Genomic DNA, 17,105 nt, shown 5'->3' on the forward strand with positions numbered 1-17,105 from the left:
GAGGTCGGGAGATCCGATGCAACGTGACGACCGCGCGCTGCCGCTGACACGCGCCCAGCTCGATATTTGGCTTGACCAGGAAATGGGTCACTCCGGCACGGAGTGGCAGGTCGGCCTTTTGGTGCACATCGAAAGCTCGATCGATCGCGACGCTCTCGAATGGGCAATCGGCCGGGTGATGAAAGAAGCTGAACCGCTGCGCGTCACCTGCTTCGAGGAGGACGGTCAGGTCTTCCAGCGGGCGGTCGATTACCCCGAGATCGAGATCGATTTCCACGATCTGACCGGTTCGGCGGATCCCGTCCGGGAAGCCAAGGAAATGGCGCTCGCCATTCAGCGCACCCCGATGCCGTTCTCCGGCCCGTTGTTCAAATATGCGATGTTCCAAACCCGATTCGATGAGTTCTTCGTGTTGGGCTGCTTCCACCACCTCGTCATGGACGCCGCGGGCATCGGTCTGTTCGGTAACCGGGTTGCCTCGGTCTACTCCGCACTGGTCTCCGGCGAACCGATTCCGCCCGCGTTCTTCGGTTCGCTGCAGGATTTAGTCGCCTTCGAATCCGAATACGAGGCGTCGCGCGACTACACCGACGACGAGGCCTACTGGCTGGCGAATCTGCCGACCGACACAGAATCGAACTACCGGGCACCACAGACCGACGACGAGCACGATGCCAACTTCCGCACCGCTCCGGTGCGACTGGACCCGGCGATCCTTCGGCAGATTCAAGACTTGTCGCAGCGCTGGGATATGCCCCGAGCGTCGATCATCACCGCGGCGTCGGCGCTGCTGATGCGCAGCTGGTGCGGCGAGGGCTCGGAAGTGGTGTTCGACTTCCCGGTCGGCAGACGAGTGAGCCCCGAAGCGAAGACGCTCCCGGGCATGGTCGCCGGGCTCGTACCGCTGGTGCTGACCGTAGCGGCGGGATCGACGGTCGCCGACTTTTGTGCCCACGTCGACGCGCGCATCCGGGAAGCGTTGCAGCATCAGCGTTTTCCGGTGAAGGCCCTGGAGCGCAAGGCTCAGCTGCGCAACCCGGGCCAGTCCGCCGATCGGGTCGTCGTCGATTTCTTTCCCAACGCGTTCTCGCTGGACTTCGGTGGTGTCGCCGCCACCGCGACGATGACCAACTCTGGTTTCGTTGGCGACTTCGGGTTGATCTTCTCCGGTGTCGGGGACGATCTGTTCCTTGGCACCCTGGGTGCCGGACACCTGTTCTCCATGTTCGACGTCGCCGACTTGGCGTGGCGATTGCAGCGGGTGCTGGCGGCGATGGCCGCCGACCCGGGGCGCCGGCTGTCGTCGATCGAGGCACTCGACGCCGGTGAGCACGCCCAGCATGAGGACTGGGGTAATCGGGCGGCGTTGACCGCGCCCGTCGCCCCTCCGGTGTCGATCGCCGACGTGTTTGCCACCCAGGCGACCCGCACACCCGATGCGGCGGCTGTCACCTTCGAGGGTCAGTCGATCACCTATCGCGAGCTGGACGACGCCTCCAGCAGGTTGGCGCGGGTGTTGGCTGGCAAGGGCGTGGGCCCCGGTCAGCGGGTGGCGTTGCTGTTGCCGCGCTCGGCGCAGGCAGTCGTGGCGATGGTGGCCGTGGTGAAGACGGGCGCGGCCTATGTGCCCATCGATCCGTCGGTGCCGGTGGCGCGGATGGAATTCGTGCTCAGCGATGCCGCTCCGGTTGCCGCGATCACCACCGGCGCGCTGGCCGAGCGGCTGCGTGGACACGACCTCTCAGTGACCGATATCGAGACCGCCGGCGACGCCGACTCGGCAGTGCCGGGGCCGCGCCCCGACGACGTCGCCTACATCATCTACACCTCTGGCACGACGGGACAGCCCAAGGGCGTGCCGATCCCGCATCGCAATGTGACCCGGCTGCTGCAGACCCTCGACGCCGATATGAACTTGGCGGAACAGGTGTGGTCGCAATGTCATTCGCTGGCCTTCGATTTCTCGGTATGGGAGATCTGGGGCGCACTGCTCTACGGCGGTCGTCTGGTCGTGGTGCCCGACGCGGTGGTCCGCTCCGCGGAGGATTTCCACGCGCTGCTGGCCGCCGAAGGAGTCAGCGTCCTGAGCCAGACGCCGTCGGCGTTCTATGCCTTGCAAGCCGCCGATGACGCCAATCGCGAGGCCGGCGATCAGCTGAAGCTCGAGGCCGTGGTGTTCGGTGGGGAGGCACTGGAACCGTCCCGGTTGCGGACGTGGCTGGAGCGCCACCCGCAGCGCCCGCGCCTGATCAACATGTACGGCATCACCGAGACGACCGTGCACGCCTCGTTCCGGGAGATCCACGCCGAGGACCTCGCAAGCGCTGTCAGCCCGATCGGCGTGCCGCTGGCCCACCTTGGCTTCTTTGTGCTCGATACCTGGCTGCAGCCGGTGCCGACCGGTGTCGTCGGCGAGCTCTACGTCGCTGGTGCCGGATTGGCCGACGGCTACGTGGGCCGGCCCGGCCTGGCCGCGACTCGCTTCGTGGCCTGCCCGTTCGGTGAGCCCGGAGCGCGCATGTACCGCACCGGCGACCTGATGTACTGGGGCACCGACGGACAACTGCGCTACGTGGGTCGGGCCGACAAGCAGGTCAAGATCCGCGGCTACCGCATCGAGCTCGGCGAAATCCAGGCGGCGCTCAGCGAGCTGGATGGCGTCCGGGAAGCCGCGGTGATCGCCCGCGAAGATCGCCCCGGCGACAAGCGCCTGGTCGGCTATGCGACCGGGGCCGTCGACGCGACCGCCCTGCGTACCGCACTGAGCGAGCGACTTCCGGCCTACATGGTGCCGACCGCCATCGTCGTGATGGATGCCTTGCCCCTGACCGTCAACGGCAAGCTCGACACCCGGGCCCTGCCCGCACCGGAGTACCAGGACGCCGAGTCCTACCGCGCCCCGGCCGATGCGGTCGAGGAGATCCTGGCTGCCATCTACGCCCAGGTATTGGGCCTCGAGCGGGTCGGCGTCGATGAATCGTTCTTCGAGCTCGGCGGCGACAGCATCCTGTCGATGCAGGTGGTCGCCCGGGCGCGAGCCGCGGGCGTGCTCTGCCGCCCGCGTGATCTGTTCGTCGAACAAACCGTGGCGCGGTTGGCCCGGGTGGCTGTGGTCGCCGACGTTAACGCTGATGTGGCCGACGACGGGGTCGGTCCGGTGCTGAGCACTCCGATCATCCGCTGGCTGGAAAGCCAGGAAGCCGCGGGTAGCCCAGTCGATCACTTCAATCAGACCGTGGCGGTTCAGGCGCCGGCGGGGACCACTGAGGCCGACGTTCTCGTCATGTTGCAGGCTTTGCTCGACCGGCATGCGGTACTGCGCTTGCGCGTCGACCGGGACGATGCGGGCGGTTGGTCGTTGACTGTGCCCGAGGCCGGATCTGTGGATGCCCGCTCGCGGCTCCATACCGTCGAGGCGCTGTCAGATGAGGCTGTCGTGCACGCCGGATCACAGCTGAATCCGGCGGCCGGGGTGATGCTGAGCGCGCTGTGGGTGACCTCGACGGGGCGGCTAGTGGCGATCGTGCACCATCTGGCCGTCGATGGAGTGTCATGGCGAATCCTGTTGGAAGACCTCAACATCGCCTGGGCACAGCACCGAGCTGGGCAGCCGGTGGCCTTGCCCGAGTCGGGGACGTCATTCGCCCGCTGGGCATCGTTGCTCCACGAGCGCGCATACCGTTCTGATGTGATGGACGAGGCCGACACATGGCGGCAGGTTGCGGCGACGCCAGCGGCTCTGCCGGCGGTTTGCCCCGAAACGGACACACTTCGTACCGCCGGTGATCTGGTGGCGAATCTGGACGTCGAGACCACCTTGATGTTGCTCGGTGAGGTGCCCGCGGCGTTTCACACCGGCGTGCACGAGATTCTGTTGATCGCATTCGGCCTGGCACTGGCGGAATTCCTGGGCACGTCCGGTGCGCCGATCTGTATCGACGTTGAGGGTCACGGGCGCGACGAAGAATTGGCCGCCGACATCGACCTTTCCCGCACCGTGGGCTGGTTCACCGCGAAGTACCCCGTGTCACTGGACCTGGGTGGTCTGAACTGGTCGCAGGTGGTGGCAGGTGAAGCGAGGTTGGGCGCGGTGATCAAGGACGCTAAAGAGCAACTTCTGGCACTTCCGGACGGTCTTAACTACGGGTTGCTGCGCTATCTGAATGATGACCTGGACTTGGAGAGCGCCGATCCGCCCATCGGGTTCAACTATCTGGGCCGCCAAGGTGCGATGACGACCGAGGACTCGGGTGAGCATTGGCGGATCTGCTGGGACGGGTTGGCGACTATCAGCCCCAGCGTGCGCCCACCGATACCGTTGGTGCACACCCTGGAACTCAACGCCGGAACGGTGGACACCGATTTCGGTCCGCTCCTGTGTGCCACCTGGACGTGGGCGCCCTCGACTTTGAATCAGGCGCAGGTCAGTCGGTTGAGCCAGCTGTGGTTCGACGCTCTTGCCGGCCTGTGCGCGCATGTGCGCGCGGGTGGGGGCGGCTTGACGCCATCTGATATCGCTGTTGGCCTGAGTCAGCAGCAGATCGACGAACTTCAGCGGCAATATGCGGATAGCTGACGTTCTACCCCTGACTGCCTTACAGCAGGGGCTGCTGTTCCTCGCGAGCACCGCGGCAGAGGGCAGCGATGATGTCTATGCGGTGCAGCTGTACATCACCTTGTCCGGTCCGCTCGATCAGGACCGGTTGGGCACCGCAGTGCAGGCCGTGGCATCCCGCCATCCCAACCTGGCCGCCCGGTTCTCCCAGCGGTTTGCTGAACCGGTCCAGATCATCCCGGCAGACCCGGTCGTGCCATGGCGGTACATCGACCTGTCCGCGGCCGGTGTCGACTTCGATCAGCAGATCGACCGGGTGTACTCCGAAGAACGCGTTGCCGTCTGTGAGTTGGCCGATCAGCCCGCCTTTCGGGCCGCACTGATCCGTACTGCGGGCGGTCAGCACCGGCTGGTGCTGACCAACCACCACATCGTGCTCGACGGCTGGTCGCTACCGATCGTGCTGGGAGAGATATTTGCCAGCTATTACGGGAAGCGGTTGCCTCCGCCGGCCCTGTATCGCCGGTTCATCAGCTGGCTGGCTGGGCGCGACCTCGACGCCGCGCGTGCCGCATGGGCCGAGGTGCTTGCCGGCTTCGATGCCCCGACCCTGATCGGACCCGCAGGCCGGGCCGAGCAAGGGCAGCGCGACGTCGCCACATTCACATTGTCAGAGCAGTTCACCAAAACCCTCGGCGAGTTGGCGCGGTCTTGCCACACCACCGTCAGCACGGTGCTGCAGGCCGCCTACGCCCAGCTGCTGATGTCGCTGACCGGCCACGACGACATCGCGTTCGGCACGACGGTCTCGGGACGCCCAGACGAGGTCTACGGTGCCGACTCGATGGTCGGCTTGCTGATCAATACGGTGCCGGTGCGGGCGCACGCTACGGCGGCGACCACCACCGCCGAACTGCTGGACCAGCTGCAGCACGCCTATGCCCAAACCCTTGATCACCAGCATCTGGCCCTCAGCGAGGTCCACCGGATCACGGGCCAGGATCATCTCTTCGACACTTTCTTCGTCTACGAGAACTATCCGATCGATGCCGCCAAACTCTCCGGCACGGATGGATTGACCGTCACGGACTTCGCCCACCGGGAGTACAACCACTACCCACTGGCGATTCAAGCTCTGCCGGACACCGAACTGAGGTTGCGTGTCGAATACGACACCGATGTGTTCGACGAAGCTGAGATCGACCGGCTGATCGGACGGCTCCAACGGGTGCTGGCTGCGATGGCCGCAGACCCGTCTCGGCCGCTGTCGGCAATCGATGTGCTCGACGGCGATGAGCGCGACCGGCTGGACCAGTGGAGTAACCGGGCGGTGCTGACTCAGCCTGTAGGTCCACCGATGTCGATCCCGGCCATGTTTGCCGCGCAGGTGACCCACGCTCCCGAGGACCTAGCACTGACGTGGGGTGGGCGGTCGTGGACGTACCGCGAGCTCGACCAGGCCAGCGGCCGCTTCGCGCTGCTGTTGGCCGACCGTGGGATCGGCGCGGGCCATCGCGTCGCCCTGCTGTTGCCGCGGTCGGCCGAGGCGATCGTGGCGATTCTGGCTGTCCTGAAAACCGGGGCGGCGTATGTGCCGATCGACCCGTCGGCGCCCGCGGCTCGGATGGATCTCGTACTCGCCGACGCCGCTCCGACCGCGGCTATCAGCAACGCCGACCTGACGCAGCGGCTGGCGGACGAAGGTCTTCAGGTCATCGACGCCCACGGAATCGCCGATATCGTCGTCGATGCCTACGCTGACTTCAGTGCCGCAGACAGCAAGCTGCCTGAGCCCGCCCCGGACGACATCGCCTACCTGATCTACACCTCGGGGACCACCGGCGTTCCCAAGGGCGTGGCGATCACCCACCGCAATGTGACTCAGCTGCTCGAAGCCATGAGCGCCAACATGGAAGTGGCAGGCCAGGTTTGGTCGCAGTGGCACTCATTGGCCTTCGACGTCTCGGTGTGTGAGATGTGGGGTGCCCTGTTGTACGGCGGGCGCTTGGTGGTGGTGCCGGAGTCGGTTGCCCGCAGTCCAGAAGAATTCCACGCGTTGCTGGTCAGCGAACGGGTCACGGTTTTGAGCCAGACTCCTTCGGCCTTCTACGCATTGCAGACCGCCGACGCGCTGCAACCCGAACTCGGACGGCAGCTGAAGCTTCAGTCGGTGATCTTCGCCGGAGAAGCCCTTGAACCCCAGCGGCTTCGGACGTGGCTGGACGGTCACCCTGGCACCCCGCGGCTGCTCAACCTGTATGGCACCACTGAAACCACCGTGCACGCGTCGTTCCGGGAGATCGTCGACGGGGACACCGGCAGCGATGTCAGTCCGGTCGGTGTTCCGCTGGCGAGTTATGCCTTCTTCGTCCTCGACAAGTGGCTGCGTCCGGTGCCCGCAGGCGTGGTCGGCGATTTGTATGTGGCGGGCAACGGTGCGGGACTTGGCTATTGGCGGCGCGCGGGGCTGAGTGCTTCCCGGTTCGTGGCGTGCCCCTTCGGCGCGCCCGGTGAGCGCATGTACCGCACCGGGGATCTGGTGTGGTGGGGCACCGATGGTGAACTGCGATACGTCGGGCGTGCCGACGAGCAGGTCAAGATCCGTGGCTATCGCATCGAGTTGGGCGAAGTCCGAGCCGTCTTGGCCGGGCTGGACGGCGTCGAACAGGCGGTCGTGATCGCTCGCGAAGACCGTCCGGGCGACAAACGGCTTGTGGGCTATATCACCGGGTCGGCGGATCCGGCCGCGCTGCGCTCCGCATTGGCCGGACGGCTGCCCGAATACATGGTTCCTGCGGCGATCATGGTTATTGACGCCTTGCCGTTGACAGTCAACGGCAAACTTGACCGCCGAGCCCTGCCGGCGCCCGATCTTCAGGGCGCCAACAGCTATCGTGCGCCGACCACGGCCATCGAGGAGATCTTGGCCGGCATCTACGAGCAGGTTTTGAGTGTCGAGCGGATCGGGGTCGACGATTCGTTCTTCGATCTGGGGGGAGACTCCCTGTCGGCGATGCGCCTGATCGCCGCGATCAATACCGGTCTGAACGCCGGTCTTTCGGTGCGGACCCTGTTCGAGGCACCCACGGTCGCCCAGTTGGCAACCCGCGTCGGCGGCGAGCAGTACCGGCTGGATCCGTTGGTGCCCATGCCGCGGCCTCCGGTGATCCCGTTGTCGTTCTCCCAGAATCGGTTGTGGTTTCTCGACCAGCTGCAGGGCCCCTCACCCACGTACAACATGCCGGTGGGGTTGCGCCTCAAGGGGTATTTGAACGTCGAGGCCTTGGGTGCGGCTCTGGCCGATGTGGTGGCGCGCCACGAGAGCCTACGAACGCGCTATGTCGCTCCCAACGGTGTCCCGCAACAGCTGGTGGTGCCGACCGAAGAGGCCGACTTCGGGTGGGACGTTGTCGATGCGAGCGGTTGGTCGGAGACCCAACTCGACGAGGCCGTGAATGCCGTCGCGCAGCACGCTTTCGACTTGTCGGCCGAGATTCCGATGCAGGCAAGGCTTTTCCGTATCAGTCAGGACGATCACGTTGTGGTGTCGATGGTGCACCACATCGCCGCCGACGGCTTGTCGATGACCCCGCTGGTGCGCGACCTCGGTGTGGCATATCTGAGCCGTTGTTTGGGACTGGCCCCGCTCTGGGCCGAATTGCCGGTGCAATACGTCGATTACACGCTGTGGCAGCGTATGCAGTTCGGTGACCTGAACGATGCCAACAGTTTGATCGCCGGTCAGCTCGGGTACTGGCGGGAGGCGCTGGCAGGAATGCCCGAGCTGTTGGCGTTACCGACCGACCGGCCGTATCCGCCGGTGGCCGATCAGTACGGCGCCATGCACGGCTGGAACTGGCCCATCGAGCTGCAGCGGCGGATCGCTGAGGTGGCTCGCGAACATAACGCAACCAGCTTCATGCTGGTGCAGGCCGCACTGGCGGTGCTGTTAGGCAAGATCAGCGCGAGTTCGGATGTGGCGGTCGGGTTCCCGATTGGCGGTCGTCGTGATCCCGCCCTCGACGACTTGGTGGGTTTCTTCGTCAACACCTTGGTGTTGCGTGTCGACGTGGGCGGTGACCCGACTGTCACCGAGCTGTTGGCTCAGGTGCGGGCGCGCAGCCTGGCGGCCTACGAGCACCAGGATGTTCCTTTCGAAGTGGTTGTCGAGCAGCTCAACCCGACAAGATCGCTGAACCGTCACCCGCTCGTCCAGGTGATGTTGGGCTGGCGCAACCTGCCGGCAGAGGCCAGTGACGACATCGCCGCGGCCCTGGGTGATCTGAAGGTCACCCAGCTGCCGCTCGACACCCATACCGCTCGCGTCGACCTGGCCTTCTCAATCGACGAACGCTGGTCGCGAACCGGTGAGGCCGCCGGGATGAGCGGACTGGTCGAGTTCCGAACCGACGTGTTCGACGCGTCGAGCATCGAAACACTGGTGGATCGTTTGCGCCGGGTGTTGGTGGCGGTCACCGCCGACCCCACCCGACGGCTGTCATCGGTTGACGTTCTCGATGAAGCCGAGCGCGCGCACCTCGACCAGATCGGCAACCGCTCAGTCCTGACAAGTCCCGAACCGGCAGCGGTGTCGGTGCCGGAATTGTTGGCCGCCGAGGCGCTCCGCACCCCCGATGCCGTCGCGGTGACCGACGGAGACCTGACACTGAATTACCGCGATCTCGACGAAGCCGCCAACCGGTACGCGCATCTTTTGGTGGGGCACGGCGTCCGCCCAGGCGCGACCGTAGCTCTGCTGGTGGACCGCTCGGCGCAGGCCGTGGTGGCCATGCTGGCCGTTCTGAAAGCCGGAGCGGCGTACCTCGCGATCGACCCGGCGTTACCCGACAATCGGATCGAGTTCATGCTGGCCGATGCGGCGCCGATCGCCGTCGTCACCGCGGCAGCTCAACGGGCGCGCCTGGGTGGTTACGACCACGTGGTGATCGACATCAGCGACCCGAATGCCGAAACTCAGCCCGCCACAACGTTGCCCGCACCAGACCCCGACAGCATCGCCTACCTGATCTACACGTCGGGCACAACCGGCACCCCCAAGGGGGTGGCTGTCTCGCACCGCAATGTGGCCCACCTGGCGGCCTCGACCCCGGCGGCCCTGCCGTCGAAACAGGTATGGACTCAGTGTCATTCGTATGCCTTCGACTTCTCGGTCTGGGAGATCTGGGCTGCGCTGCTCGGCGGCGGCCGGCTCGTGGTGGTCCCCGACGCGGTCGTCCGCTCACCCGATGATTTCCACGACCTGTTGGTCGGCGAGCAGGTGAATGTCCTCACCCAAACTCCTTCCGCGGTAGCCGCTTTGCGACCGCAGGGACTGGAATCGGTCGCGCTGCTGCTCGGCGGCGAAGCCTGCCCGCCCGAAGTGGTGGACCGGTGGGCGCCAGGTCGCGTGGTGATCAATGCTTACGGCCCGACTGAGGCCACCGTGTATGCGTCGATGAGCGCGCCGTTGTTGCCGGGATTCGATGTGCCGATCGGTGCGCCGCCGTCGACTGTTGCGGTGTTCGTTCTTGACGAGCGACTGCGGCCGGTCCCCAAGGGAGTGGTCGGGGAGTTGTACGTGGCTGGCCGCGGCGTCGGTGTTGGCTATGTCGGCCGTACCGGGCTAACCGCGTCCCGGTTTGTGGCCTGTCCCTTCGGCGGGGCGGGGGCCCGCATGTACCGCACCGGGGACCTGGTGCGTTGGCGCACCGACGGACAGTTGCAATACCTGGGTCGGGCCGACGAACAGGTCAAGATCCGTGGATACCGCATCGAGCCCGGCGAGGTCCAGGCCGTGCTGGCCGCGCTTGACGGCGTTGAGCAGGCAGTCGTGATCGCTCGTGAAGACCGCCCCGGTGACTATCGCCTGGTCGGCTATTTCACGGGTGCGGCAGATCCTGCTGCCGCCCGCGCCGCGCTGGCCGAGCGCCTCCCGTCGTACATGGTTCCGGCCGCGGTGATGGCGTTGCCCGCGTTGCCGTTGACGGTTAACGGAAAGCTCGACAAGCGGCGTCTGCCGGCTCCGGAGTATCAGGACACCGAGAGTTACCGGGCGCCAACAACTCCTGTCGAGGCGATCCTCGCAGGGATCTTCGCCGAGGTACTCGGCGCAGAGCGGGTCGGGGTCGATGACTCGTTTTTCGATCTGGGTGGCGATTCCTTGTCAGCGATGCGCCTGGTCGCCGCGATAAACACCGGTATGGATGCCGCACTCGCGGTGCGCACCGTGTTCGAGGCGCCCACGGTCGCACAGCTGGCACCTCGGATCGCCAGTGGGGTGCGGAGTCTCGAACCTTTGGTGCGACACGACCGACCCGCGGTCATCCCGTTGTCGTTCGCCCAGAGCCGGTTGTGGTTCGTCGACCAACTACAAGGCCCTTCACCGGTTTACAACCTTGCGGTGGCCCTGCGGCTGAGCGGGCCGCTTGACGCCGACGCGCTGGCGGCAGCGCTGTCCGATGTGGTGCGCCGTCACGAGAGTCTGCGCACATTGTTCGCCGCCCCCGATGGGATCCCTCGGCAGGTCGTTATCGAGCCCGAAAACGTCGACTTCGGTTGGTGTGTTGTCGATGCCGCCGAGTGGTCGACGAGCGAACTGGAGGAGGCGGTCCAGGCGACGGCGCGGCACAGTTTCGATCTGGCCGCCGAAATCCCCTTGCATTCGCAGCTTTTCCGGGTCAGCGACGACGAGCATGTGTGGGCAGCGGTTGTCCATCACATCGCTGCCGACGGGTGGTCAATCGCTCCACTGGTGGACGATCTGGGCGTGGCTTATGCCAGCCGCTGTGCGGGCCAGGAGCCTGACTGGTCAGAATTGCCAGTCCAGTACGTCGATTACACTTTGTGGCAGCGTGAACAGTTCGGTGATCTGGATGACGGCGACAGCCTGATCGTCGCGCAGCTGGACTATTGGCAGCAGGCGCTGGCGGGGATGCCAGAGCGGCTGGTGCTGCCCACTGACCGACCCTATCCCCAGGTTGCCGACCAGCGCGGCGCGACGGTGGCTATCGACTGGCCCGCCGAACTGCAGCAACAGGTTTCCCGCGTGGCGCGCGAGCACGGCGCGACCAGCTTCATGGTGGTACAGGCCGCCCTGATGGTGCTGCTCGCCAAGCTCGGCGCGAGTGGTGATGTGGCAGTGGGCTTCCCGATCGCGGGCCGGCGGGACCCCGCACTGGACAAGCTGGTCGGATTCTTTGTCAACACTCTGGTGTTGCGGCTGGACCTGGCCGGCGATCCGAGTGTCACGGAGGTACTGGCTCAGGTGCGGGCGCGCAGCCTGGCTGCCTACGAGCACCAGGACGTGCCGTTCGAGGTCGTGGTCGACCGGCTCAACCCCACTCGGTCGCTGACGCATCATCCGCTGGTTCAGGTCATGCTGGCTTGGCAGAATCTGCCCACAGATTCCAGCGATTCCGCTGCTGGATTAACGCTGGGTGATCTGCGGGTCGTCGAGATGCCCGTCCACACGGGCGCCGCTCGGATGGACCTGTCGTTCTCATTGGGTGAAGGCTGGAGTCCGGCGGGCGAACCCGCCGGCATCACTGGGTTCGTCGAATTCCGCACAGATGTGTTTGATGCGTCGAGCATCGAAACACTGGTGGCTCGGTTACACAGGGTGTTGGCGACGATCATCGCTGACCCCGTGCTTCGGTTGTCGTCGGTCGACGTTCTCGATGAGAACGAGCACGCGCAGTTGGATGACTGGGGCAACCAGGCGGTGCTGGTCGCATCGGATGACTCGCAGGTGTCCATTCCGACGGCGTTTGCCGAGCGGGTGGCGCAATCGCCGCAGGCCGTCGCGATCAACTGCGGGGACCGGTCGTGGACCTACCGCAAGCTTGACGAGACATCGAATCGTCTGGCGCACTGGCTTATTGAACGGGGTGTCGGCGCGGGTCATCGCGTGGCGTTGCTGTTGCCACGTTCGGCGGAGGCCGTCGCGGCGATCCTCGCGGTCGTGAAAACCGGTGCCGCGTATGTGCCGATCGACCCGGCGGTGCCCGCCGCACGTATGGACTTCGTGCTGGCCGACGCCGGGCCGATCGCAGCGATCACTTCCGCTGGGCTGGCCGAGCGGCTAGCCGGCCGCGATTTAATGGTCCTGGACATCGATGATCCCGCCGTGGACGGCCAACCCAGCACGGCGGTGCCGGCGCCGGCCCCCGACGATGTTGCCTACATCATCTACACGTCCGGCACAACCGGGACCCCGAAGGGGGTCGCCATCCCGCACCGCAACGTCACTCGATTGCTGCAGACCCTCGACGCCGGCATGGACCTAGCGGAACAGGTTTGGACACAATGCCATTCGCTGGCCTTTGACTATTCGGTGTGGGAGATCTGGGGCCCTCTGCTCTACGGCGGCCGGGTGGTGGTGGTGCCTGACGCGGTAGTCCGCTCGCCCGAGGATTTCCTCGCACTGTTGGTGACCGAACGGGTCACCGTCTTGAGTCAGACCCCGTCGGCGTTCTATGCGCTGCAAGCCGCAGACGCTCTTGATCCCGAGTTGGGGAGCCAACTCAAGCTCGAGGCCGTGGTGTTCGGCGGGGAAGCGCTGGAGCCACAACGGCTTTCGTCGTGGGTGCAGAATCACCCAGGGTCACCCCGTCTGATCAACATGTATGGCATCACCGAGACGACGGTGCACGCCTCGTTCCGTGAGATTCTCGCAGACGACCTCGAAAGTGTCATCAGCCCGATCGGGGTGCCGTTGGCTCATCTTGGCTTCTTCGTTCTCGATGGCGCGTTGCGGCCGGTGCCGCCCGGCGCGGTCGGCGAACTGTATGTGGCCGGTGCCGGGCTGGCGTACGGCTATGTGGGTCGTGCCGAGTTGAGCTCGTCTCGGTTCGTCGCGTGCCCCTTCGGTGCGCCTGGTACACGCATGTATCGCACTGGTGACCTGATGTCGTGGGGCGCCGACGGGGAGCTGCGCTACTTGGGACGAGCCGACGAGCAGGTCAAGATTCGCGGGTATCGCATCGAACTCGGTGAGGTCCAGGCTGCGCTGGCCGGGATGGACGGTGTCGACAATGCCGAGGTAATTGTCCGGGAGGATCGCCCTGGCGACAAGCGTCTGGTCGGCTACGTGACCGGTACCGCCGACCCAGCCGAGATGCGCGTCGCGTTGGCTGAGCGGCTACCCGAGTATATGGTTCCCGCAGCAATCGTTGCTATCGACTCAATTCCGTTGACCGTCAACGGGAAACTCGACAAACGAGCGCTCCCGGCTCCGGAGTATCAAGTCAATGACTCGTACCGCGCCCCGGCGGATGCGGTCGAGGAAATCCTGGCTTACATCTATGCGCACGTGTTGGGCCTGGAGCGGGTCGGCGTCGACGAGTCGTTCTTCGAACTCGGTGGCGACAGCATTCTGTCGATGCAGGTGGTAGCCCGGGCTCGGGCGGCCGGAGTGTTATGTCGGCCGCGCGACGTGTTCGTCGAACAGACTGTTGCCCGGCTGGCCCGCGTTGCTGGCATTAGCACCGGTGCGAATGACGCCGCCGATGACGGTGTCGGGCCAGTGTTGGCGACTCCGATCATCCGCTGGCTGCAGGAAGTCCAAGGCCCAGTCGATCAGTTCAACCAGACGGTCGTGGTGCAAGCCCCCATCGGGGCGACCGAGGACGACGTCGTGGTGTTGTTGCAGGCCTTGCTCGATCGGCATGCCATGTTGCGGTTGCGGGTTGAGGAAGATGGTTCGGGTAGCTGTTCGTTTGACGTGCCAGAGCCCGGATCGGTAGATGCCCGCGCCTGCCTGCAGAGCGTGGATGTGCTGTCAGATGAAGCTGTGGTGGCGGCCCGATCGAGGCTGAATCCAGCGAACGGGGTGATGGTGGCTGCCCTGTGGGTGGCAGCGACGGGCCGGCTGGTGGTCATTGCGCACCATCTTGTGGTCGACGGGGTGTCGTGGCGAATCGTGTTGGAAGACCTCAATCTCGCCTGGGCGCAGCATCGGGGTGGGCGGCCGGTGACACTACCTCCGTCGGGGACGTCATTCGCTCAATGGGCATTGCTGTTGGCTGAGCAGGCCCGTCGACCTGAGGTCGTGGCTCAGGTGGACACCTGGCGACAGATCGCGGACGTGCCCGCGCCGTTGCCTGCCGTACAACCGGCAGAAGACACCTACGCCAACGCCGGAAGTTTGTCGGTAGACCTGGGTGTCGAAACGACGCGGATGCTGCTTGGCGAAGTGCCCGCGGCGTTCCATGCCGGGATCCAGGACATCCTGCTGATCGCCTTCGGGCTAGCAGTGGCCGAATACCTGGATCTCGGTAACGCGCCGATCGTCATCGACGCCGAGGGCCATGGACGCCAGGAGGAGCTCGGCTCCGATGTCGACCTGTCGCGCACGGTGGGGTGGTTCACCACTAAATACCCGGTGGCCCTGAACTTTAGGGGAATCGCCGGAATGGACTGGGCGCAGTTGGTGGCCGGTGAGGCTGGGTTGGGTGCGATCATCAAAGACGCTAAGGAGCAAATCCGATCGTTGCCCGACGGTCTGACCTACGGGGTACTGCGCTATTTGAATGGAGACGTCGACCTAGACGGTCCTGAGCCGGCCATCGGATTCAACTACCTCGGGCGGATGGGCGCGGCGGGCGGCGACGCATCCGGTGACTACTGGGAAATGCGCCCCGACGGCTGGTCGGTGACCGCTGCGGCCGCGGCGATCCCGATGCCGTTGATGCACGCGGTGGAGCTCAACGCGGGCACGGTGGACACCGACGCTGGTCCGCGCCTACGTGCAGGCTGGACGTGGGCCCCCTCGGCGCTGGACGAGGCACAGATCGGCCAGTTGAGCCGGTTGTGGTTTGATGCGCTCGCCGGTATCTGCGCGCACGTCCGTGGCGGTGGAGGCGGGTTGACACCCTCGGACATCGCGCCGGCCCGGTTGGTGCAGCAGCAGATCGATGAACTGTGCCGGGCGCACCAGGTCGCCGACATCCTGCCGTTGACTCCGTTGCAGCAGGGGTTGCTGTTCCACGCCGATGTAGCCCACAGCTCTGGCGACGACGTCTATGCGGTGCAACTGGACATCACGTTGAGCGGTCGGCTTGATCACTTCCGACTTCGTGACGCGGTCCAGGCGGCCGTGGCCAGGCATCCGAACTTGGTGGCCCGGTTCTCCCAGCAGTTCACCGAGCCGGTGCAAATTATCCCAGCCCATCCCGTGCTGCCTTGGCAGTACATCGATCTCACTGCGATGGGTGCTGACGTCGAGGGCCAGATCACGCTTGTTTGCGCTGCCGAACGTGAACTGGTGTGCGACCTTGCTGCTCATCCTCCCGTTCGGGCGGCCTTGATTCGCACTGCGGTCGACAAGTACCGGTTCGTGTTGACAAATCATCACATTGCACTGGATGGTTGGTCGTTGCCGGTTCTGCTTCAGGAGATATTCACCAGCTACTACGGTCAGCGACTGCCGGGAGCTGCGCCGTATCGCAGGTACGTCAGCTGGCTTGCCGACCGTGACCGCGACGCTGCCCGCGCCGCCTGGAGTGATGTGTTCGCCGGCTTCCGGACGCCGACCTTGGTGGGCTCGGAGGACCGCGCCGACAAGGCGACGAGAAGTGTTGCGTCCGTTCGAATCTCCGAAGAGACCACCCGGGCTCTGGGGGAATTGGCACGGTCGACCAAAACCACAGTCAGCACGGTGCTGCAGGGAGCCTTTGCGCTGCTGCTGATGTCGCTGACCGGTGAGCGCGACGTGGCTTTTGGCTCGGTGGTGTCCGGTCGTTCTGCCGAGCTGCCCGGCGTGGATGCGATGGTGGGGTTGCTGATCAACACTGTGCCGGTCCGGGTGAGAGCCACGGAGGCCACCAGCACCGCCGAGCTGTTGAGCCAGCTTCAAGACCTGCGCTATGAGACGTTCGAGCACGAACACTTGGGGCTCAACGAGATTCATCGAGTTACCGGTCACCAGCGGTTGTTCGATGCGGTCTTTGTCTACGAGAACTATCCCACCGACGCAGCGCTGTTGTCCGGCGCGGACGGGTTGGCGATCAGCGACATCGCCAACCGCGACTATTATCACTACCCGCTGACCGTCCAGGCGGTACCGGGCACCGAGCTGGACCTCCGGATCCAGTACCGCACCGATGCGTTCGACGATGCGGCTGTCGACCTGCTGGCCGAGCGGTTCACCCAGGTCCTGGTGGCGATGACCGCCGATCCCAGCCGTCCGGTGGCGCTGTCGGACGTCGGCAATATCCGCAGGGCTATCCCGGCCAAACCGGAAAGCCACTACAGCGGTGGTGAGTTCAGCGAGCCGGAGACCTTGGTGGAGCAGATTCTGGCCGACGTCTATGCCGAGGTGTTGGGCGCTGACCACGTCGGGATCGATGAGTCCTTCTTTGACTTGGGTGGCGACTCGCTCTCCGCGATGCGGGCGATTGCCGCGATTAACACCGCACTCGACACCGACCTTTCGGTCACCGCCCTGTTCGACGCGCCGTCCGTGCGAAGGTTGAATCGCAAGCTGGGTGGACATAGCAGTGCGGTGGAAGACGTTTCCGCGCTGAGCTAGCGACTGCGGTCAGAATCACAG

2 protein-coding genes are annotated in these 17,105 nt (G+C 65.2%); both read left to right on the forward strand.

Translation table 11 applies throughout. The features are described from left to right. The first annotated feature begins 16 nt into the window (after positions 1-16). Positions 17-4,576, forward strand: a complete 4,560-nt coding sequence (locus G6N13_RS14445; RefSeq protein WP_163698031.1) for a non-ribosomal peptide synthetase — start codon at positions 17-19, stop codon at positions 4,574-4,576. Next, positions 4,569-17,084, forward strand: coding sequence for a non-ribosomal peptide synthetase (locus G6N13_RS14450; protein WP_456320139.1), 12,516 nt, complete (start codon positions 4,569-4,571; stop codon positions 17,082-17,084). The genes G6N13_RS14445 and G6N13_RS14450 overlap by 8 nt, the downstream gene beginning before the upstream one ends. The last annotated feature ends 21 nt before the right edge of the window (positions 17,085-17,105 follow it).

The sequence above is a fragment of the Mycolicibacterium sarraceniae genome, from assembly GCF_010731875.1.
GTDB lineage: Bacteria > Actinomycetota > Actinomycetes > Mycobacteriales > Mycobacteriaceae > Mycobacterium > Mycobacterium sarraceniae.

Bases quoted from the DNA above. Each gene is read 5' to 3' on its own strand.
- G6N13_RS14445 (WP_163698031.1), top strand. From the start codon at position 17: ATGCAACGTGACGACCGCGCGCTGCCGCTGACACGCGCCCAGCTCGAT.